Genomic DNA, 20,433 nt, shown 5'->3' on the forward strand with positions numbered 1-20,433 from the left:
TCACCCGCCACGGCCCTACTATCCACGTGTCCGCACAGCCGGAGGCTCAATCCGACGTCGTCGCCAGGGCCGTCCTTCGGCTCACGTCCGGTGACGGGCGCTCCCCGCTCAGGGTTGGGAACGCACGGCACCGGGCGCACCGGTCCCGGCGGACTCCGCACCTAGGCGGAGCACTGATAACGATAGGGTCACAGGGGCATAACCGCCAAGTCCTGCGCGCAAACTCGGTCGGGTTTGTGCCGGGCCGCAGCTGGCCGATTTGCGTCACCGCTGGTCAGCGCGGTGCGTCTCGTGAAACTGCGGCCTAGACCACATCGGCGCGAAAGCCGCCCGCAACCGGTTCCACGCACCTGTCACAGTGCTGCCGCGCGTTACCGCGTGGCAGCACTCGAACAGCGGCGGTGACAGACCGTCAGTTCTCGGCGGCCCAGCCCGGCATCGGGAAGCCGGTCAACAGCTCCCTGATCTCCCCGGCGATCTTCTCCAGGTCCGTGGCCACCTCGGGCTCCTTGAGCCCGTCCAGCGAGCCGACCCGCGCAGCCACCGCGACGGCCGCGTCGATCCAGCCCGCCACCTGGGCCATGTTCTCGGTGCTCAGGCCGCGGGTGGTGATCGCGGCCGAGCCGAGGCGCAGGCCGGAGGGGTCGAAGGGGCGGCGCGGGTCGAACGGCACGGTGTTGAAGTTCAGCTCGATGCCGGCCGCGTCCAGCGCCTTGGCCGCGACCTTGCCGGTCACGCCCTTGTTGGTCAGGTCCACCAGCAGCAGGTGGTTGTCCGTGCCGCCGGAGACCAGGTCGAAGCCGCGCTCCGCCAGCGCCTCGCCGAGCGCCTGGGCGTTGGCGACGATGTTGGCCGCGTAGTCCTTGAACGAGGGCCGCGAGGCCTCCTTCAGCGCTACCGCGATGGCCGCCGTGGTGTGGTTGTGCGGGCCGCCCTGCAGGCCCGGGAAGACCGCCTTGTCGATCGCCTTGGCGTGCTCGGCGGTGGACAGCAGCATCGCGCCGCGCGGACCGCGCAGGGTCTTGTGCGTGGTGGTGGAGATGACGTCGGCGTGGCCGACCGGCGACGGGTGCGCCCCGCCCGCGACCAGGCCGGCGATGTGCGCCATGTCCGCCAGCAGGATCGCGCCGACCTCGCGGGCGATCTCGGCGAAGGCGGCGAACTCGATGGTGCGCGGGATGGCGGTGCCGCCGCAGATGATCAGCTTCGGCCGCTCGCGCAGCGCGATCTCGCGCACGTCGTTCATGTCGACCCGGCCGGTCTCCTTGCGCACGCCGTAGTGCACCGGCCGGAACCACTTGCCGGTGGCCGAGACCGGCGAGCCGTGGGTCAGGTGGCCGCCCATCGGCAGGTCCATCGACAGGACGGTGTCGCCGGGGCTGAGGAAGGCGAGGTAGACGGCGAGGTTGGCCGGCGAGCCGGAGTACGGCTGCACGTTGGCGTGCTCGGCGCCGAACAGGGCCTTCGCGCGCTCCACGGCCAGCGTCTCGACCGGGTCGATGACCTGCTGGCCCTCGTAGTAGCGCTTGCCGGCGTAGCCCTCGGAGTACTTGTTGGTCAGGACGGTGCCGGTGGCTTCCAGGACCGCGGTGGAGACGTAGTTCTCCGAGGCGATCAGCCGGATCTTCTCGTACTGGCGGCGGGCCTCGGCCTGGACCAGGTCGGCGATCTCCGGGTCGGTCGCGGCGAGGTGCGGTACGGCGGGCTCGTGCATGTCTGCCTCCATCGTTCGCTGATCTACGGTGGGGCGAACACCCAGGCGCACGGTGCCCACTCAAAACGGCGGGCCGCTTCCCGGTGGTTATGTCCACCTAGTCGGCCTGTCTGTCACGCCGAAGCGCCAGTCGCGGCTCGCCGGAACCGATCCTACCGACCGGCCCGCACCAGCGTCCCCACACATTCCACATGATGGGTCATCGGGAACAGATCGAAAGCCCGCAGGTCGGCGAGGGTGTAGCCGTGGTCGGCGAAGTAGGCTACGTCCCTGGCCAGCGCCGCCGGATCGCAGGCGACGTACGCGATGACGCGCGGCCTGAGCGCCGCGATCCGCTCGACTACGCCGCGCCCGGCGCCCGAGCGCGGCGGGTCCAGCACGACGACCTCGGCCTCGAAGTCCTCCGGGGCCTGGTCCAGTGCCTTCTCGACCTTCTCCTCGACGAGCACCACCTGGTCGAGCCCGGCCAGGTTCGCGGTCGCGTCCGCCACCGCGGCCGCCTCGGACTCGACCGCGACGACCTCGCCGTCCGCGCCGACCGCCTCGGCCAGGCCGGCGGCGAAGAGCCCGACGCCGCAGTACAGGTCCATCGCGGTCTCCCCCGGCTGCGGCTTGACCGCGTCCATGACCGCTGCCACGAGCACGTCGGCCGCGGCGGGGTGCACCTGCCAGAATCCGGAGCCGCTTACCTTCCACGTGCGGCCGGCCGCGACCTCACGCACGTGCGCGCGGCCGTGGATGCGTTGCGTGCCGCCCTTTCCGTCACCGCGCAGCACCGATACGGGAACGTCCAGTTCGACGAAGGGCACGCGCTGCCCGGGCCGCGGCGTCACCACGACCGCACGGTCCGAGGAACCGGTCGCTGCGATCACTTCCACACCGGCCATGTTCGGCCAAGCACGCGATTCGACGCCTACCTGCTCGACTTCAGGCGTCGCGATGATGCAGTGGTCGATCGGTACGACGTCGTGCGAGCGGTGCTTACGCAGCCCGATGCGCCCTTGGTCATCGACGGCGAACTGGACGCGGCTGCGCCAGCCGAGTCCGTCAGCGCTGCCGGGCACCTCCTCGACCACGACTTCGCGATCGATCTTCGCCAGCCGGTGCAGCTGCTCGGCGACCACTGCGGCCTTCAGCCTGCGCTGCGCCTCGGGCGTCACGTGCTGCCAGTCGCAGCCCCCGCACTTGCCCGGCCCGGAGAACGGACACGGCGCTTCGACCCGGTCAGGCGACGCCGTCAGGATCTCGACCGCGTCGGCCCGCAGGAAGCGATCGTTCTCCGCGCCTTCGGTAACCTCGACGACGACCCGTTCGCCCGGCAGTGCGTGACGCACGAACACCGCCCGGCCTTCGTGCCGAGCGATGCAGAATCCGCCGTGCGCTACCGCGCCGACCTCCACTTCAAAGCGCTCCCCCACCAGGCTCGTTCCGGCGGATTCAGCGGCCGCGCGGCCGGCCCGGGGCTGTCGTGCTGGCGGGTTCGCACGAGAGGAGTTCGTGCGGGAGGCGTAACGAGCGGGCACAGGGGGATCCGATCTACAGCGGAGGACCGCGCCGGGCGGCTCGGTCGGGCTCAAATACCAGGGTAGGACCTGCGGCACGCCCCGCCGGACGGCCGCGAACCCCGCCCTGGGCCGCGCGCCCGACGGATGATAGACACAGAGCGGCAAGACGCCCGCGCCGCGCCCTCGCGGCCCAGACGAGCGCCACAGACGACCGAGGAGACCACGCAGTTGCATATCGTGATCATGGGCTGCGGCCGCGTGGGTTCCGCGCTGGCCCTGAGCATGGAGGACCTGGGGCACTCGGTCGCCGTGGTCGATCAGGATCCGAACGCCTTCCGCCGCCTCGGCACGGGTTTCGCCGGGCGGCGGGTGACCGGCACCGGGTTCGATCGTGACACGCTCGTCGAGGCCGGAATCGAGGGCGCCGGGGCATTCGCGGCGGTCTCCAGCGGAGACAACTCCAACATCCTGGCCGCGCGCGTCGCCAGGGAGACCTTCGGCGTCGAGAACGTCGTGGCCCGCATCTACGACCCGCGGCGCGCGGAGATCTACCAGCGCCTCGGCATCCCCACCGTGGCCACGGTCCGGTGGACCGCGGACCAGATGCTGCGCCGGCTGCTGCCGGCCGGGGCGGACGAGCACTGGCGCGACCCTTCCGGCACGGTGGTGCTCGCCGAGGTGCACCTGAGCCCAGGGTGGGTGGGCCATCGCGTCTCACGGCTGGAAGACGCCGCAGGCGTGCGTATCGCCGCCCTCACGCGCCTAGGGCACGCCATGCTGCCCAGCAACGACACCGTGCTGCAGGAAGGTGACCTCGCGCACGTGGCCCTGCTCGCCTCGGAACTACCCAAGGTCGAGGAGATCTTCGCGAAGGGACCAGGACACTGATGCGCGTCGCCATTGCCGGAGCCGGCAACGTGGGCCGCTCCATCGCCGTGGAACTGCTGGAGAACGGGCACGAGGTGCTGCTCATCGACAAGGAGCCGCACCAGATCGCGGTGGACGAGCTGCCGCGCGCCGAGTGGCTGCTTGCGGACGCCTGCGAGATCGTCTCGCTGGACGAGGCGGGGCTGCAGCGCTGCAACGTGGCCATCGCGGCGACCGGGGACGACAAGGTCAACCTGGTGGTCTCGCTGCTGGCCAAGACCGAGTACGGCGTGCCGCGGGTGGTGGCCCGGGTCAACCACCCGAAGAACGAGTGGCTGTTCAACGACGCCTGGGGCGTGGACGTGGCGGTCTCGACGCCGCGCCTGATGTCGGCGCTGGTCGAGGAGGCGGTTTCGGTCGGCGACCTGGTGCGCCTGCTGCGCTTCAGCCAGGGCGACGCGAACCTGGTGGAGCTGACCCTCCCGGCCAACGCGCCGCTGGTCGGCACCGGGATCGGCGAGGTGACCTGGCCGGAGGACACCGCGCTGGTCGCGGTGCTGCGCGGCGGCCGCGTGCTGGTGCCGAGCCCGGAGAACCCGCTGGAGGCGGGAGACGAGCTGTTGTTCGTGGCGGCTCCGGACCGTGAGCAGCAGCTGGAGGAACTGCTCTCGGCGCCGTAGGCCGCGCCCGGGAGGAAGTAAGTCGACGCCCAACGCCAACGCCCCGTCGGCTGCCTGTCCGAGTTCTCGGAGCAGGCAGTCGGCGGGGCGCTTTGTTCGGTGCGGTAGCTCGTCGGATCCGGCTAGCGCCCGCTAGACCTGTGCGGGCAACGGTGCCTTCTTGATGACCCGCCAGCACACGAAGACGACCGCGATGTAGAGCGGATATCCGAGCACGACCTTGGCGGCGCCGAGAGCAGTGATCTGGTTGGCCAGGTAGAGCGGGATCTCGACGATGACGCGCAGCGTGAACATCGCTGCGAGCAGCCACGTGGAGATCGTGAACACGCGCAGCCGCTCCGGGTGATCGCGCCAAGACATCATCTCGCCGGTGATCGGGCCGATCACCACGCCGACGATCGGCCAGCGCACCAGGGCGCTGACGGTGAACAGCACCGCCTCCCCGACGTTGAGCAGCACGCTCGGCAGGTAGAAGTCCTTCGCCTGGCCCGTGTACTTCGCGAACGCGGCACACATCGCGACGCCGAAAAGGCCGCCCAGGGCGTGCTGGAGCTTGTCCCGCTGAACCAGCCGCATCACGGTCAGCGCGGCCGCGACGGCGACTGCCGACCACAGCGACGCGTTCAGGCTCCTGGTGGCCGTGAAGACGACGATGAACACGATGCTCGGCAGCCCGGTCTCGGTCAGCCCACGCTTGCCGCCGAAGTTGGCGAGGATCGACTCCTTGTACGCCTCCAGGCGCTCCTCGTCGGTGGCTTCTACCGCGACGCCGTCACGCGGTTCCGGCACCACGTCGCCGGTTTGAGGAGCAACTGTGCCCGATTGAGGAGCAAAAGGGGACGGAGCCGCCTCGGGCGGGGGGAAAGCTGACATGCCGTGCATCGTAGCCAAACACACCGCGGCAGTGTTGCATTCGGCAGTACGGATGAACCCGGGGCTTCAAGCGGCTGTAGGCTCCACGCCGCTCGGCGTTGGCCGCCTCACGCCGTGTACCCTGCGCCGCCGCCCCGGGTTCATCCGCAGCGGGGTATCCGGCTGATTCAATGCCGGATATGACCCCACCGCCGCGGTCAATAGATCAGTCGCTTACCTGACTTCAGTGATCTCCGGTCCGCGCTCGAACGGGTTGAGCCCACCGCTGTACGGCGAGGCCGCCTCCTCAGCCGGAGCCGGCTCCGCAGGCTGGGCGTTCTTGGGCATCGCCATCGGGATCGGGTCACGCGGGGCCATCGCCTCGGTACCGCGTACCACGACGATCTCCTTGAACACCTGATCAACCCCCGCGGCGGCCTCAGGCTGTACCGCACCGAGGCCGTACACGACGCCCCTCAGGAACCAGCGCGGTCCGTCGGCGCCCACGAAACGCATCACCTGGATGCCCTGGTTGCCGTCGGGCAGCCGGACCGGCACGCGAGCCCGCAGCTCCGGGCCGAGTTGCCCGATGCCGCGGTCGACGATGCCGCCCTGCTTGGTGATCTCCACCGCGATCTCGTCGCACACGTCCGACCAGATGCCCTCGCTGCGCGGCGCCGCGAAGGCGTTGACCTGCAGCGCGCTCTGCCCGAGTTCGATCCGGATGGCCACCAGCTGGCCCTGCTCGGTCATCTCGACCCGGATGTTGCCGGCTGCCGGGACCAACAGGCCGCCGAAGTCGATCCGGCCTTCGTGAGGGTCGTCGAGCTCCGCCGCGTCCCACGGCCCGTTCTCGCGGCCGGAACCCGCCTCAGGGGCCCGCCGCGCGCCGTCCTGCGCGTCCTCGTAGACGTCGTCGGCCGACTCGTCGAAGCCGTCGTCCGGCTCCTGCTCCGCGTCGCGCCCTCGCCGTCGGAACATCGTCTCGTCTCCCCATCCTGTAACCACTGTCCGCGGCTGTCCGCGTCCGACTGTAGATCGCCGCGCCGCGCCTATCGGCCGGTGGACCCGAAACCGCCCGTGCCGCGCGCTGTATCGGGCAGCTGCGCGACCTCGCGGAAGCGGGCCCGCTCGACCCGCTGCACCACGAGTTGGGCGATCCGGTCCCCCCGGTGGAACACCACGGGGGCGTTCCGGTCCAGATTGACCACGATCACCTTGACCTCGCCACGGTACCCCGCGTCCACCGTTCCAGGGGAGTTGACCAAGCCCACTCCGTAGCGGGCGGCGAGACCGGAGCGGGGATGCACGAACGCTGCGTAACCCTCCGGCAGCGCGAGTGCCAGACCGGTGGGCAACACGGCCCGCTCGCCGGGCTCCACGACCGCGTCCACGGCGGTGCGCAGGTCGGCTCCGGCATCACCCGGATGGGCGTACACCGGCAAGGGAAGGCCGGGGTCGAGGCGGGTGACCAGGACGTCCAGGTCGCCGCCGAAGGCGTCCTCGTTGACCAGTCCGGCGCCGGCGCTTTCCGGGGCGGCGCCGTCCTGGCCAGCGCCGGCATCGTCCTGCCGCGTGCACTCCAGCTGATCCGTCACGGGTTCACCTCGAAGGCCCGCAGCATCCTGTAGTCGTCCGGCTTGTCCAGCACCGCTTGGACCTCCTCGGCGCGGCCGTGCTTTGCGAAGTGGCCGAGCTGTACCTCGACGAACAACGCGGTGGCTCGGGCCGCCAGCTCGCCGTCCGGGCCGTCAAGGCGGCCCTCGGCGCGGTGGTAGAGCTTGCGGCCGTGCTTTCCCACGCAGCGCGCGGAGAAGTGCACGGTCCGGCCGAGCGGGACCGGCCGGATGAAGTCGGTCTCCAGCCGTCCGGTGACGGCGGGAATCCGCATCATCCAGTGCAAGGCGCCCATGACCTCGTCAAAGGCGAGGGAGAGCAGGCCGCCGTGGATGAGCCCGGGCGCGCCCTGGTGGGCGGGGCCCACCTCGAACTGCGCCTGCACGGCGACGCCTTCGGCAGCGAAAACCCGCAGGTGCAGGCCGTTGGGCTGTTCGTCGCCGCAGGCGAAGCACATCGGGTAGTGCTGGCCGAGTTCGGTGCCCGGTGACGGAGCCTGCGGGTGACGCCGCGGAGCCGTGGCGTCCGGCGGCGGCGTGGTCGGCGTGACCGGCCCGGAGCTGTCTCGAGCTACGGCGTTCGGTGCGGGCGGCTGGCTCACGTCGGGTCTGCTCACGCCCCGAACCTTACTCGTGAGTCACGTTGTCTCCGTCCCCGGCGGGGGCGGGTTCTGCGGCCCTCACTCGATGTGTGACGCTAGGCCCCATGGACTCACGGCTCGAACAGACTGTGCCAGATCAAGGCGGCAGCGGTGAGCGCGCCACGGGCGGCACCGGCGCGCGTTACCGCGAAAAGCTGCGGGCACCGCTGTCCTACTGGTTCATCGGCTTCCTGTTCGGGCTGAGCCTGGCGATCATCATGCTCGTGGTCGGCCCGTGGTGGTCACTCGTGGCCCTCCTCGCCGGGACGGCGCTGAGCGAGTACGCGGTGGTCGCCTACGGCAACCAAGTGATCGAGATCTCGGCGGACGGGACGCTCAAGGCCGGCTCGGCCACGCTGCCCGCCTCCGCCCTGGGCCCGGCTCTGGCCCTCGACGCGGAACGCGCTCGCGCGCTGCGCACGTACGAGGCGGATCCGCGGGCCTTCCTCCTTTTGCGCAGCTACATTCCAACTGCGGTGCGCGTGGAGGTCGCCGACCCGGCGGACCCGACTCCCTACCTCTACCTGTCCAGCCGTCGGCCGAAGCAACTCGCGGCGGTGGTCAACGCGCTCCCACGCTGACCACCGCCGACGGCCCGGACGCCCGGAGACGCCGCCCATCCGCCGGCGGCGACCCGGACTATGCGCAGTCGCGGCAGACGCTCTGCCCGTTGCGCTCGTACGCCAGTTGCGACTGGTGGTGCACCAGAAAGCACTTGGCGCAGGTGAACTCGTCGGCCTGGCGCGGCAGCACCCGGACGCTGAGCTCCTCGTTGGACAGGTCGGCGCCGGGTAGCTCCAGCGACTCGGCGTCGCCCTCGTCCAGGTCCACGACGGCCGCGGTCTTGTCGACCCGGCGGGCCTTCAACTCCTCCAGCGAGTCCTCGCTGAGCTCGTCGTCGGTCTTGCGTGGCGTGTCGTAATCGGTGGCCATTTCTCCCTCTCCCCCTTCAGGCGGTTCTCTGGTTCTGGGCACGTAACGTTTCGGGAGCCGGACTTGTGCCCGATCCGAGGCGCAGATTTTGCCGTACTTCAAGGGGTGTTACGCAACCGACACCCTGCGCCCTCCGCCAAAAGGGTGATCTGGCAGGATGTTCCGACCCCCGGTCTCTGCCGACTACCCCGTCATGGAAGGTTTGCCCTATGCCGATCTACGCCTTGGGCGACCATGTTCCCACCCTCCATCCAGACGCGTTCATCCACCCGGACGCTGTGGTGATCGGGCAGGTCAGCGTAGGGGCGGGGAGCACCGTCTGGCCGGGCGCGGTGCTGCGCGGGGACTATGGAAGCATCACGGTCGGGGAGCGCACTTCGGTTCAGGACGGCGCGGTGGTGCACGCCACGGAGGAGCTCGCCACCGTGATCGGCTCTGAATGTGTAATCGGTCACATCGCGCATCTCGAGGGCTGTGTGGTCGAGGATCACTGCCTCATCGGCTCGGGTTCCGTGGTGTTGCACCGCGCGCTGATCCGTAGCGGAGCACTGGTCGGTGCGGGGGCGGTCGTGTCTCCCGGGACGGAGGTTCCCGGCGGAGCGATGGCTTTGGGCGTCCCGGCGAAGATCCGGACCGATGCTGTACCGCCGGGTGCCTTTGACGACGCGGTGGCGCGGTACGTTGCCAACGGTGCCCTCTACGCGAAAGAGCTGCGGCGGATCGGCTGATCAATCCGGCCGGTTAGGCCGCGATGCTCGGAGCGGGGATCCAGACGCGGACGATCAGGCCGCCCTCCGTACGCGGTTGCACCGCGATGTGACCGCCGTGAGCCGACACGATGGCGCGCACGATCGACAGGCCGAGCCCCGCGCCGCGATCCGCGGGATCTCTCGGACCGCTGCCGTTCGCGTGCAGTCTGCGGAAGGGCTCAAAAAGACCCTCTGCCGCCGACTCGGGCACGACCGGCCCGCTGTTGGCCACGACGAGCAGGCCGTGGGTTCGCTGGTCGTAGGTGACCACATCGACCCAGCCGCCGGGCACGTTGTAGCGCAGCCCGTTCTGGATCAGGTTCGTCGCGACACGTTCCAGCAATGGTCCGTCGCCGAATGCTGCGGCGCGCCCCAGGTCCGTCCGAACGACGACTCCCCGGTCTGCGGCCTCGGCTTCGCACTGTGCGGCCGAACGTTGCGCTACCGCAGCGAGGTCCACGGGGGCGGGATTGACGAGTGCGTTATCGGCACGGGCGAGCGCGAGCAGCCCTTCGATCATGCGCTCGGAGCGTTCGTTCGTGGTCAGCAGCGCGCGGGCGAGTTGCTCGGTTTGCGGGGGCACGTCAGGGTCGGCGAGCGCGACTTCCAGCAGGGTGCGGTTGATCGCCAGCGGCGTGCGCAGTTCGTGCGAGGCGTTGCCGGTGAAGCGACGCTGGCTCTGGAAGGCGAGATCGAGGCGGTCGAGCATCTCGTCGAAGGTGTCGGCGAGTTCGCGCAGTTCGTCGCTTGGGCCGTCGAGCGAGATCCGGGTGCGTGAGGCGGCATCCGGCCGGTGTGCGATACGTCGGGCGGCGGCGGTAACGCGGCTGAGCGGTCGCAGTACGCGTCCCGCGATCCAGTAACCGGCACCGAACGCGACGACGCTGGTCGCTGCGAGCCCGAGCAAGGACGAGATCACGATGCCGCGCAGCGTCTCCGAGCGCTCGAGGCGGTTGCACAGGGCCGTCTGAGCAGCCGTCAGTTTCAAGCCCGCGGCTCGGTCCGCCTGCGTCAGCGTGCACGACGCCGGCAGGTTGGCACGCGGGTGGTTGAGCCGCCAGAGCACCAGCAGGTAGATCAGGATGATCAGCACGACGCCGGCGCCGATGAACAGCGACCCGTAGATGAGCGTGAGGCGGGCGCGCACGGTGAGGCCGCGGCGCCCCGCCGGACGGCGGCCGAAGGGCGGAGCGGCCTCGCTGACGGCCGTGTAGTGGCCCGAGGCGGTCAGCGGCACGACCGTCTGGGCAAGGGGGTCCGGCGCGCTCGGTTCGACCCGGCGCGGCCCCGCTGGGCCCACGGAGGGCGGCTGTGCGGCGTTCGGCGGTCCCGGGTCGGGGATGCCGCCGCCGAGTGTGCTCGCGTTCGGATCGATGTCCATCGTCGGCTTCTTACGCGATGCGGTAACCGGCGCCGGGCACGGTGAGCACGACCGGCGGGTCGCCGAGGCGCTTGCGAAGCGTCATGACGGTAACGCGCACGACGTTGGTGAACGGGTCGGCGTTCTCGTCCCACGCCTTCTCCAGCAACCGCTCGGCGGTCACCGCGGTGCCATCCGCACGCATCAGCACCTCCAAGACGGCGAACTCCTTGGGTGAAAGGGTGACCGGCTCACCGTCGCGAGTCACCTCACGGCGCGCGGGATCCAGGCGCAGCCCGGCCCGCTCGAGCACGGGAGGGACCGGCGCGACCGACCGCCGACCCAGCGCACGCACCCTGGCGACGAGCTCGGCGAACGCGAAGGGCTTGCCGAGGTAGTCGTCCGCGCCGAGGGAGAGCCCGGCCACACGGTCGGAGACGTCCGAAGCCGCCGTGAGCATGATCACACGGGTCGAGGAGCCGGAGGAGGCGATCAGCCGGCAGACCTCGTCCCCAGACAGGGCGGGCAGATCGCGGTCGAGCACCACCACGTCGTAGTCGTTCACGCTGCTGCGCTCCCACGCCGAGGCCCCGTCGTAGACCACGTCCACGGCCATGGCCTCACGGCGCAGCCCGGTCGCGATGGCGTCGGCCAGCAACTGCTCATCCTCGGCGACCAGCACCCGCATGATCAGTACGCCTCCGCTTCGCACTCTGTTCGGATCGATTTCACATCGTCTTGATTGCATACCGCGTCCTGAATTCACGCGGCGTTCAACCCACCGACGACCGGCCCGAATACGCTCTGCTCGGCCGACGGGCCCGGCTCGAGGAAAACAGGCTGCCGCACCGCGTGTAAAGAGCGGGTCAAGATAATTCCGGGCCCCCGCAGCTGGTTTGGCGGCGAGCGGGTTCGGGAACGCCTGACCCAGGTGGCTCAACCCGCCGAACCGGCGGCGTGGGCACGAACTCGTGAGTGCGGCAGAACCTCTGAGCAGTACCAACCCTCGTACGACACCAGCAAGGCGACCCTCGATCCAGCGGCCTCTCGGCCTCGACCTCCACGGCTTTGGGCGGCACCCGGACCCCTCACCCGACCCCGCCCGTTCCCCGCGCAAGGAGCGAACCTATGGGAGAGTTCTCCATTCGCCTGCGTCAGCGCATCTTCGAGACGGAGACGGCCCTGCGCCGTGCGATGTACGCCAAGGATCCCTACGCGGTCCAAGTGGAGCAGGGCGAACTGGACTCCCTGCTGCGCATCGCCGCAGAGCACGGCGTTGACGTAGCACCGCCCACGGCCGCCTGATCCGGCTACCGGACGGCCCCGAACTTCCGAGCAGACTTCACTGATCGCCCCACGCCCTCAGCGGCGCGGGGCGATTCTCGTCTCCGAGCCCGCTACGCCACACCTCGGCCTCCCCCAGCGCCGCGCACCAGCCCCAAGGTGCCGCGCTTCCCTCAGCGGCCCTCAGTACCGCATCTCCCTCAGTGCCGCACCCCTCTCAGTGCCGCGCCTCTCTCAGCGCCGCACCTCTCCCAGTGCGGGCCTGTTAATAATCATCATCATCCGCCCCGAGTTCGACCAATGCGTCGTGGAGCGCGCTGAAGGTGCCGTGAGGCGCGGCAATGGACATCTGCTCACTCGCCACGGCGCCGTGGAATCCCTCGACGACCGCGCCAGCCTCGATGGCAATAAGCGTGCCAGCGCAGCGGTCCCAATGGTGCGTTCCGCGCTCGTAGTACCCGTCCAGACGCCCTGCGGCCACCGCGCACAGATCTAGCGCGGCTGACCCATTGCGGCGGATGTCACGCACCCGCGGCAGCAGCGCCCCCGCGATCGCACCCTGACGCTCTCGCCGCTCGGCGCGGTAGCCGAAGCCAGTGGCCACCAGAGCCGAACCAAGATCCGTCGCAGGCCTTACGCGCAGCTTCGTGTCGTTACACCAAGCTCCGGCGCCCCGCACGGCCGTGTACACCTCGCCCAAGCGCGGCGCGGTGACGACTCCGGCGACCGTTACGCCGTCGACTTCTACGCCCACGGATACGGACCAGTGCGGTAGGTCGTAGAGGTAGTTCACGGTGCCGTCGATCGGGTCGATCACCCAACGCACCGCGCCATGTCCCATCTCGGCGCCGCGCCCGGAGTCGGCTCCGCCTTCCTCGCCCAGGAACGCGTCATCGGGTCGCTGTTCGAGGATCAGCTCGCGGATGAGCGCTTCGGCGGCGGTGTCCATCTCGGTCACGACGTCCGTCGGGCTCGACTTGGTGTCCGCGACGCCCAGGTCGGCCGGTCGTCGCTCCACCGCGAGCCGGGCCGCCTCGGATGCGGCGGCGCGGGCCAATTCCAGCAGCTTCCAGGGATCTGGCGTCACGTCAGTCCGTTCAGTCGCGTCGGTTCGGGCGCGTGCATCAGTCCGACCCGCACAGCGCGGGCTTCTGCGCACGGGGGTTAGGGCAGCATCCGGCGCGGCACACGTCCGGCATAACGCCTAGGGCGCTGAGTGCCTTCGGCTCCGGTTGCTCGCCGCGTGCCCGCGCGGCGCGTTCGAGCACGAGGTCGCGGATCGCGGCGACGAACGCCGGGTCCGTCCCGACCGTCGCCGCCCGGGCGAAGGGCAGGCCAAGCTTGGCAGCCGTCGCGGCGGCCTCCGTGTCGAGGTCGTAGACGACCTCCATGTGGTCCGAGACGAAGCCGATCGGCACCGCCACCGCCGCAGGCAGCCCGCCGCCTGAGCGCTCGCGCAGGTGATCGCCGATATCCGGCTCAAGCCACGGCTGGCTCGGTGGGCCGCTGCGGCTGCAGTAGGTCAGCGAGCGGGGCCTGTCGGCGATCCCGGTGGCACGCTCGACACCCTCGGCGACGAGTTGCACGATCGCCTCATGCTGCTCCACGTAAGGGCTCGACTCTGCCAGGACAAGCGGAAGCGAGTGCGTGACGAACACCAGCTCGGCCGCGTCTCGCACCGACTCGTCAAGCGTCCCCAGAGCCTCGACGGTCGAGCGGATCATGGGCTCGACGAAGCCGGGATGGTCGTAGTAGGCGCGGACGCGGTCGAGTTCCAGGTCGGCGGTCGCCGCTCCCCCTGCCGCCACCGCCGCGGCCAGGTCCTCGCGGTACTGCCGGCAGCCGGAGTATGACGAATACGCCGAAGTGACGAAGACCACGGCACGCCGCACGCCGTCCTCAGCCATCCGGGCGAGCGTGTCGGCCAGGTACGGGTCCCAGTTCCGGTTGCCCCAGTAGATCGGCAGGTCGAGCCCGTGCCGCGCGAAGTCCTGCTCAAGAGCGGCGATCAGCGCGCGGTTCTGCCCGTTGATCGGGCTGACCCCGCCGAACTGGAAATAGTGCGCGCCGACCTCGACGAGGCGCTCCTTGGGGATGCCCCGGCCGCGGGTGACGTTCTCCAGGAAGGGCACTACATCGTCGGGCCCTTCAGGGCCGCCGAAGGACAGCAGTAGCAGGGCGTCGTACGGGCTGGCCAAAGACATGAAGCCATCCTCGCACGCCTGTCACGGGCCAAAGCCGGAGGCACCGGGGATGGCGGGCAACACCGAAATTACCTGAAGTCCCTTGACGCCCGGCCGCATGTCGCGTTGGCTACGCACCGCAGAACCAACCCGGGCGGCACAATTCCGCGCAAGAGCGCCTTGCGCCGCGTGCCGGCGCGAGACCGCACGCAGGAACCCCCGCCGACCTGACGAGATGGGCAATCGAGGCTGTGAGCACTGAGGCGACCTCCACGCCGACCCGCACGTGGACCAACTGGGCCGGCAACCAGAAGGCCCGGGTCAGGCGCATAGCCACTCCGTCGAGTGCCGCCGAGGTGGCGCAGACCGTGCGCGAGGCCGCGGCCCAGGGCCTCGCGGTCAAGCCGGTCGGCAGCGGCCACTCGTTCACGCCGGTCGCGGTGACCGACGGCGTGCTCATCCGGCTGGACAACCTGACCAGGCTGCGGTCCGCGGACAAGTCCTCCGGGCTGGTCACCGTCGAGGCGGGCATGGGCCTGTGGCGTTTCAATGAGCTGCTGGCCGAGCAGGGCCTCGCGCTGACCAACATGGGCGACATCCAGGCGCAGACGGTCTCGGGGGCGATCGGCACCGGCACGCACGGCACCGGGCGGTCGAGTGCTTCCATCGCCGCGCAGGTCGCAGGGCTCGAAGTGGTGCTGGCGGACGGTTCGATCGTGTCCTGCTCGGCCACCGAGCGCCCCGAGCTGTTCGAGGCGGCCCGCATCGGGGTCGGCGCGATCGGCGTGATCACCGCGGTGACCTTCCGCACCGAGCCGGCGTTCCTGCTTGCGGCGCGCGAGGAGCCGATGCGCCTCGAGGCGGTGTTCGAGTCCTTCGACGAGCTGTGGCGGGACAACGAGCACTTCGAGTTCTGGTGGTTCCCGCACACCGACGGCACGATGCTCAAGCGCAACAACCGCACGGACGGCCCGGCGGCCCCGCTCTCGCGTGGGCGTGCCTGGTTGGAGGACGAATTCCTCTCCAACACGTTCTTCTCGGGCCTGCTCAAGGCCGGTCGCAGCGCACCGCGCGCCGTCCCCGCCATCAACAAGCTGGCGGCGAAGGCGCTCTCGGCGCGCAGCTACACGGACCGCTCGGACAAGGTGTTCACCTCGCCACGTCGCTTCAAGTTCCTGGAGATGGAGTACGCGCTGCCGCGCGAGGCGACCGTGCCCGCGCTGCGCGAGGTCCGACGGATGCTGCAGGACGCCGGGCTGCGCATCGGTATCCCGATCGAGGTGCGTACCGCACCGGCGGACCACCTGTGGCTGTCAACCGCGCATGGCCGTGACACCGCGTACCTTGCGTTCCACATGACCGACGGCGTGAATCCGACCGAGTACTTCGAGAACGCTGAGTCGATCATGGTGGCGTATGACGGCCGTCCGCACTGGGGCAAGCTGCACACACGTGACCGCGAGTACCTGGCATCGGCGTATCCGCGCTTTGAGGATTTCCTCGCCGTGCGCGATAAGGCGGATCCACAGCGCGTATTCGCCAACGAGTACACCAAGCGCATCTTCGGCGCCTGACGAAGGCTGATTGCTCCTCAGCTCGCGTCGAGTCGGTGGACGCTGGGCCTCTCTGCCGAGGCCATCACCCTCGGACGAGTCCCAGCGCCGTCTCGTAGACCCCTGAGCCGGTCTGATCGAGCCAGTGCACGTGGGGGTCGCGGCGGAACCAAGACTCCTGGCGTCGCGCGAAGCGCTTGGTCTCCTTCACGGTCTGCTCTCGCGCTTCCTCCTCGGCGATCTCTCCGGCGAGGAACGCGAGAACCTGCTTGTAGCCGAGGGCCCGGCTCGCAGTGACGCCCTCGCGCAGCCCGACGCGCTCTAACGCACGCACCTCGTCGATAAGACCTCGCTCCCACATCACGTCGACGCGATGCGTAATGCGCTCGTCGAGCACAGCACGGTCTGCGGTAAGGCCGAGGCGCAGCGTGTGCGGGTAGTGCGGGCTGTGGCCGGGCAACGTCGCTGTGAACCTGCCGCCGGTCAGCTCGATCACCTCAAGCGCGCGCACGATGCGGCGTCCGTTAGACGGCAGGATCGCCGCAGCCGCACCCGGATCGGCTCCGGCGAGCCGCGCGTGCATCGCGGCGGAGCCAACCTCCGCAAGCTGTGCCTCAAGCTCGGCGCGCAGATCCGGATCTGTGCCGGGGAACTCGAAGTCGTCCAGCGTGGCGTGCACGTAGAGGCCCGAGCCGCCGACCAGGATCGCCGGGCGCCCCTCGGCCAACAGCCGATCGATGACCGACCGCGCAAGGCGCTGATATTCGGCTACCGCCGCGCGCTCTGTGACCGGCCAGATGTCCAGCAGATGGTGCGGTACGCCCTGGCGCTCGGCTTCAGTCAGCTTCGCGGTGCCGATATCCATGCCGCGGTACAGCTGCATGGAGTCGGCGTTAACCACCTCGCCGCCGACTGCTCGAGCGAGCGCCACAGCGAGGTCTGACTTGCCGACAGCGGTCGGGCCGACCACGGCAATGACCGTCGGACGGCTGTGTACCGCACCGTGGTCGTCGGCCCGCACTACGTCCGTCCGCGGCACTTCGTCGGGCTGGCCCGCTGCCGAATACCGCGTCTGCGCCGCCTGCTCTGTCACTGGCCCTGTCACGGGCCCATTCTCCCAGTCCCCGGGCTCACGCTCCGACGCGCGATGTCCGCTTATGTCGCATATGCTCGGATGATCGGGCTGCCGGAACACGGCGGCCCAAGACCGGAGGGCCAGGACGATGGGCATCTTCGACAGGTTCAAACACAGCAAGACCCAGGGCGGCGGCTCGGGCACCGCGATGATGGACCGGGCGCGCGGGATGCTGCACGGTCACAGCGACCAGGTCAACAAGGGCGTCGACAAGGCCGGACAGATGGTCGACGACCGGACCGGCCACAAGTACACCGACCAGATCAACACCGGCACGGGCAGGGCCAAGGACATGCTCGCCGAGCAGGGCGCGCGGGACGCGGGCGGCGAGCCCGGAGCCGGCCCGGACATGCCGCAATCAGGCATGGGCGGCATGCCTGGCGAGGACGGCTCGCAGCCACCGCAGAGCTGACCGCGATGTTGCGCCCCGCGAAGTGCCCGACACCGTAGGGCGCACCGAGGCTACGCGTCGGCTGGCACCACCGGGCCCCCAAGCGTCCACAACCCCACGAAGTAGCCGACGCCATTTGGCGCACCGAGGCTAAGCGTCAGCCGCCCCTACCGTGGCCCCGCCAATCCTCCACAACGCCACGAAGTACCCGACCCCATACGGCGCGCCATACGAGAGCAGTTCGCCGTGCCACGCGCGCTCTCCGGCGCCCGTGCTGCCGGCCGAAGCGGCTTCTGTGGCCTCCGCAGCCCCGGTGAGCACCTGCAAGGGCGCGCGTCCCGCCACCATCAAGTCGCTCGCGACCGTCGGATCGATGGCCGCGAGCGACTTCTTGTCTACGGCGGCCAGGGCGCGGGCGATCTCGTCGTCGAAGGGCTCGGCGCGGTCATCGAAGTAACCGGGAGCTTTAAGCGTGCGCCGCGCCGAGCCGTCGGCCATGACCAGGAGCGCCACCCGCTCGCTCCGGCCGGCCAGTTCCCGCCCCAGCCCCGCGCATTCCTTCGGCGCAGTGTCCTCGCCGATCTCCCAGCCCTCGCGCGCCAAAGCGGCAGCCGGGAGCGCAGCGTCGAGCAACCACCGAGCAACGAGCAGGCCGCAACACGGCTCGACGGTCATGTCCTCGCTATCCGCGGCGCCGCCGACCGTGAGCTCAACGCCGAAACGGCGGAACGTGCCCCCAAGCCGCCCTTCCTGCGCGCCTGAACCAGCCCCGGACGCGATCACGACGACTCGGTCCGGCTTTCCCCGCCACAGCTGCGTTACCGCGTCGATGGATGCCCTACGGACGTCCGCCAGCTCTTCAGCCGCGCCGCCCGCGACCGTTGGCACGAGCAGAGGCGTCTGCGGGCACACTGCGGCCGCGACCAGCATGCTGCGTCTTCCTATCTGGGCTCAGCCGCACACAGGGGCGGCAGGCAGCGGCGCAGGAACCCCCACCGCGGGCATCCCAAGCGAGACGACCGGCTTGGTGTCCTTCGCTGCGTTACGCGCCTCCCAGGCGTCACCGGAGCGCAGTCGCCGCAGCGTTCGTACGGCGCTGCCGCCGTTCTCTCCGTCCGCGACGAGGTGGTGTGGCGCCGCGTAGGTGATCCTGGCGGTTACCAGGTCACCGGGTCGGGGCCGTTGTGCCTCGTCGGCCTCACCGACCGCCGCGTCCCCGACGGCGAAGTGCACGAGCCTGTTGTCGCGGGCGCGGCCGGACATCCGGTGTGTCGCGCCGTCCTTGCGGCCTTCGCCCTCGGCGACCAGCAGCTCGACCTCGGTACCGACCAGCTTGCGGTTCTCCGCCCAGGAGATCTCCTCCTGCACAGCCACCAGCCGCTCGTAACGCTCCTGCACGACCTGCTTCGGCACCTGGCCGTCCATCTCGGCGGCCGGCGTGCCGGGTCGCTTTGAGTACTGGAAGGTGAACGCGGAGGCGAACCGGGACTCGCGCACGACGTGCAGCGTCTGCTCGAAGTCGGCCTCGGTCTCGCCGGGGAAGCCGATGATGATGTCGGTGGTGATCGCCGCGTGCGGGATGGCCTTACGCACCCGCTCGATGATCCCCAGGTACCGCTCCTGCCGGTAAGAGCGACGCATGGCGCGTAGCACGGAGTCGGAGCCGGATTGAAGGGGCATGTGCAGTGAAGGCATCACGTTCGGCGTCTCAGCCATGGCCGCGATCACATCATCGGTGAAGTCGCGCGGATGAGGCGACGTGAAGCGGACCCGCTCCAGCCCCTCGATCTGCCCGCAGGCGCGCAGCAGCTTTGAGAAGGCCTCGCGATCGCCGAATTCGGCGCCGTACGAGTTGACGTTCTGGCCGAGCAGCGTGATCTCAACGACGCCTTCGGCTACCAGCGCCTCGACCTCGGCCAGGATCTCGCCGGGGCGGCGGTCGCGCTCCTTGCCGCGCAGCGACGGCACGATGCAGAACGTGCAGCTGTTGTTGCAGCCAACTGAGATCGAAACCCAAGCGGCATAAGCTGATTCGCGAGCAGCCGGCAGCGCCGACGGGAATTCCTGCAACGCCTCGGCAATTTCGACCTGGGCGACCCTGTTGTGCCGCGCCCTGTCGAGCAGCGCAGGCAATGACCCGATGTTATGGGTGCCGAAGACCACGTCGACCCACGGCGCCTTACGCAGCACGGCGTCCTTGTCCTTCTGGGCCAGACAACCGCCCACGGCGATCTGCATGTTTGGGTCGCTGCGCTTGCGGGGCGCCAGGTGGCTGAGGTTGCCGTAGAGCTTGTTGTCGGCATTCTCGCGCACCGCGCACGTGTTGAACACCACCACGTCGGCCTCGGCGCCGTCGGCCGCGCGCTGATAACCCGCGGCTTCCAGCAGACCCGCCAGCCGCTCGGAGTCATGGACGTTCATCTGGCATCCATAGGTGCGGACCTGGTAGGTCCGCACCTTTTCCTGCGCCAGCGTCGAAGTCACGGGGCCATGGTACGGCGAATTCACCTCGGGCCTAGACGCGCCTGCGCTCCTGTTCGGCGGCCAGCTCAACGCTGACCACGTCATAGGCCATCGTCTGACTGAACCCGCGGCGCGCCAGCATCGCCACCAGACGGCGGGTGACCCGAGCATCGTCGTCGCCGGCCAGGGTCTCCCGTCGCAGCTTGGTCCGCACCAGCTGCTCGGCGCGTCCGCGCTCGGCCGCGGAATTGATGCCGCCGAGCACCGCGGTGATGACGTCGTTGTCGACGCCCTTGGTATGCAACTCAGCAGCCAACGCGCGCTTGCCTTTTCCAGCGTTCGCCCGGCGGGAGTGCACCCACTGTTCGGCGAAGTCGGCGTCGTCGATCAATCCGACACCGGCCAGCCGATCCAAGACGCGGGAGCTGACGTCGTCGGGATAGCCGCGCTTGGCCAACTGACCCGCCAGCTCGGCGCGGGTGCGCGCCCGCGCGGTGAGCAGACGCA

22 protein-coding genes and 1 riboswitch are annotated in these 20,433 nt (G+C 69.7%); of the genes, 7 read left to right on the plus strand and 15 right to left on the minus strand.

The genetic code is table 11. The annotated features are described in order from the left end of the window. Positions 1-412 precede the first annotated feature (412 nt). Positions 413-1,714 carry a serine hydroxymethyltransferase gene (gene glyA, locus VFB40_RS08430; protein WP_324848739.1) on the minus strand — a complete coding sequence of 434 codons (1,302 nt, stop codon included), beginning with the start codon at positions 1,712-1,714 and terminating at the stop codon, positions 413-415. A 32-nt stretch (positions 1,715-1,746) separates the two neighbouring features. After that, a riboswitch (ZMP/ZTP riboswitch) is annotated at positions 1,747-1,858 on the minus strand. 8 nt (positions 1,859-1,866) lie between these two features. Continuing rightward, positions 1,867-3,132, minus strand: coding sequence for a class I SAM-dependent RNA methyltransferase (locus VFB40_RS08435; RefSeq protein WP_324848740.1), 1,266 nt, complete (start codon positions 3,130-3,132; stop codon positions 1,867-1,869). 315 nt (positions 3,133-3,447) lie between these two features. Here VFB40_RS08435 and VFB40_RS08440 point away from each other — a divergent pair, with 315 nt between their 5' ends. Both VFB40_RS08440 and VFB40_RS08445 read left to right on the plus strand, forming a co-directional pair. Next, on the plus strand, positions 3,448-4,107 hold the full coding sequence (locus VFB40_RS08440) for a potassium channel family protein (RefSeq protein WP_349261392.1): 660 nt from the start codon (positions 3,448-3,450) through the stop codon (positions 4,105-4,107). Further along, the gene (locus tag VFB40_RS08445) at positions 4,107-4,766 is read left to right on the plus strand and encodes a potassium channel family protein (RefSeq protein WP_324842254.1); all 660 of its coding nucleotides are present in this window, start codon (positions 4,107-4,109) and stop codon (positions 4,764-4,766) included. The genes VFB40_RS08440 and VFB40_RS08445 overlap by 1 nt, the downstream gene beginning before the upstream one ends. A gap of 132 nt (positions 4,767-4,898) precedes the next feature. On the opposite strand, the gene VFB40_RS08450 is transcribed toward VFB40_RS08445, so the two are convergent. From VFB40_RS08450 to VFB40_RS08465, 4 genes are all read right to left on the minus strand, one after another. Next, a complete protein-coding gene (locus VFB40_RS08450; protein ID WP_324848741.1) occupies positions 4,899-5,558 on the minus strand; it encodes a DUF3159 domain-containing protein in 660 nt (219 codons plus the stop codon). A gap of 294 nt (positions 5,559-5,852) precedes the next feature. Continuing rightward, on the minus strand, positions 5,853-6,599 hold the full coding sequence (locus tag VFB40_RS08455) for a DUF3710 domain-containing protein (RefSeq protein WP_324848742.1): 747 nt from the start codon (positions 6,597-6,599) through the stop codon (positions 5,853-5,855). A gap of 71 nt (positions 6,600-6,670) precedes the next feature. Next, a complete protein-coding gene (gene dut / locus VFB40_RS08460; protein WP_349261393.1) occupies positions 6,671-7,132 on the minus strand; it encodes a dUTP diphosphatase in 462 nt (153 codons plus the stop codon). An 80-nt stretch (positions 7,133-7,212) separates the two neighbouring features. Further along, positions 7,213-7,851, minus strand: a complete 639-nt coding sequence (locus VFB40_RS08465) for a PaaI family thioesterase (RefSeq protein WP_324848744.1) — start codon at positions 7,849-7,851, stop codon at positions 7,213-7,215. Positions 7,852-7,940: 89 nt separating this feature from the next. Here VFB40_RS08465 and VFB40_RS08470 point away from each other — a divergent pair, with 89 nt between their 5' ends. Then, complete coding sequence (locus VFB40_RS08470) at positions 7,941-8,456, plus strand: DUF3093 domain-containing protein (protein WP_324848745.1); 516 nt, start codon at positions 7,941-7,943, stop codon at positions 8,454-8,456. A gap of 58 nt (positions 8,457-8,514) precedes the next feature. Here the strand turns inward: VFB40_RS08470 and VFB40_RS08475 are convergent, their stop codons facing one another. Next, positions 8,515-8,808, minus strand: a complete 294-nt coding sequence (locus VFB40_RS08475; protein ID WP_324842248.1) for a DUF4193 domain-containing protein — start codon at positions 8,806-8,808, stop codon at positions 8,515-8,517. Between the two features lie 209 nt (positions 8,809-9,017). Between VFB40_RS08475 and VFB40_RS08480 the strand changes: the two genes are divergently transcribed. Next, complete coding sequence (locus tag VFB40_RS08480) at positions 9,018-9,536, plus strand: gamma carbonic anhydrase family protein (protein ID WP_324848746.1); 519 nt, start codon at positions 9,018-9,020, stop codon at positions 9,534-9,536. 13 nt (positions 9,537-9,549) lie between these two features. On the opposite strand, the gene VFB40_RS08485 is transcribed toward VFB40_RS08480, so the two are convergent. Together VFB40_RS08485 and VFB40_RS08490 are read right to left on the minus strand one after the other, a co-directional pair. Continuing rightward, positions 9,550-10,938 carry a sensor histidine kinase gene (locus VFB40_RS08485; RefSeq protein WP_324848747.1) on the minus strand — a complete coding sequence of 463 codons (1,389 nt, stop codon included), beginning with the start codon at positions 10,936-10,938 and terminating at the stop codon, positions 9,550-9,552. A gap of 10 nt (positions 10,939-10,948) precedes the next feature. Continuing rightward, entirely contained in the window at positions 10,949-11,605 is a 657-nt protein-coding gene (locus VFB40_RS08490) for a response regulator transcription factor (RefSeq protein ID WP_324848748.1), read from the minus strand. Between the two features lie 440 nt (positions 11,606-12,045). Here VFB40_RS08490 and VFB40_RS08495 point away from each other — a divergent pair, with 440 nt between their 5' ends. Beyond that, positions 12,046-12,222, plus strand: coding sequence for a hypothetical protein (locus VFB40_RS08495; protein WP_324848749.1), 177 nt, complete (start codon positions 12,046-12,048; stop codon positions 12,220-12,222). Positions 12,223-12,466: 244 nt separating this feature from the next. Here VFB40_RS08495 and VFB40_RS08500 read toward each other — a convergent pair whose 3' ends face one another. Both VFB40_RS08500 and VFB40_RS08505 read right to left on the minus strand, forming a co-directional pair. After that, entirely contained in the window at positions 12,467-13,288 is an 822-nt protein-coding gene (locus VFB40_RS08500) for an inositol monophosphatase family protein (protein WP_324848750.1), read from the minus strand. Between the two features lie 37 nt (positions 13,289-13,325). Then, positions 13,326-14,405: a ferrochelatase gene (locus VFB40_RS08505; RefSeq protein WP_324848751.1), complete on the minus strand. Its 1,080-nt coding sequence runs from the start codon at positions 14,403-14,405 to the stop codon at positions 13,326-13,328. 230 nt (positions 14,406-14,635) lie between these two features. On the opposite strand from VFB40_RS08505, the gene VFB40_RS08510 reads away from it, so the two are divergent. After that, positions 14,636-15,958 (plus strand): FAD-linked oxidoreductase, L-gulonolactone oxidase family, encoded by a 1,323-nt coding sequence (locus VFB40_RS08510; RefSeq protein WP_324848752.1) that lies wholly within the window; start codon positions 14,636-14,638, stop codon positions 15,956-15,958. A gap of 64 nt (positions 15,959-16,022) precedes the next feature. Here the strand turns inward: VFB40_RS08510 and miaA are convergent, their stop codons facing one another. Continuing rightward, positions 16,023-16,976 carry a tRNA (adenosine(37)-N6)-dimethylallyltransferase MiaA gene (gene miaA / locus VFB40_RS08515; RefSeq protein ID WP_349261394.1) on the minus strand — a complete coding sequence of 318 codons (954 nt, stop codon included), beginning with the start codon at positions 16,974-16,976 and terminating at the stop codon, positions 16,023-16,025. 184 nt (positions 16,977-17,160) lie between these two features. On the opposite strand from miaA, the gene VFB40_RS08520 reads away from it, so the two are divergent. After that, positions 17,161-17,484 (plus strand): antitoxin, encoded by a 324-nt coding sequence (locus tag VFB40_RS08520; RefSeq protein WP_324848754.1) that lies wholly within the window; start codon positions 17,161-17,163, stop codon positions 17,482-17,484. A 129-nt stretch (positions 17,485-17,613) separates the two neighbouring features. Here the strand turns inward: VFB40_RS08520 and VFB40_RS08525 are convergent, their stop codons facing one another. The 3 genes from VFB40_RS08525 to recX all read right to left on the minus strand — a co-directional run. Continuing rightward, positions 17,614-18,393, minus strand: a complete 780-nt coding sequence (locus VFB40_RS08525) for a class III extradiol ring-cleavage dioxygenase family protein (RefSeq protein WP_324848755.1) — start codon at positions 18,391-18,393, stop codon at positions 17,614-17,616. 21 nt (positions 18,394-18,414) lie between these two features. Further along, a complete protein-coding gene (miaB, locus tag VFB40_RS08530; RefSeq protein ID WP_349261395.1) occupies positions 18,415-19,947 on the minus strand; it encodes a tRNA (N6-isopentenyl adenosine(37)-C2)-methylthiotransferase MiaB in 1,533 nt (510 codons plus the stop codon). A 31-nt stretch (positions 19,948-19,978) separates the two neighbouring features. Continuing rightward, on the minus strand, positions 19,979-20,433 hold a 455-nt coding region (gene recX / locus VFB40_RS08535; RefSeq protein WP_324848757.1), incomplete at its 5' end, for a recombination regulator RecX.

The sequence above is a fragment of the Actinocrinis sp. genome, assembly GCF_035650855.1.
GTDB lineage: Bacteria > Actinomycetota > Actinomycetes > Streptomycetales > Catenulisporaceae > Actinocrinis.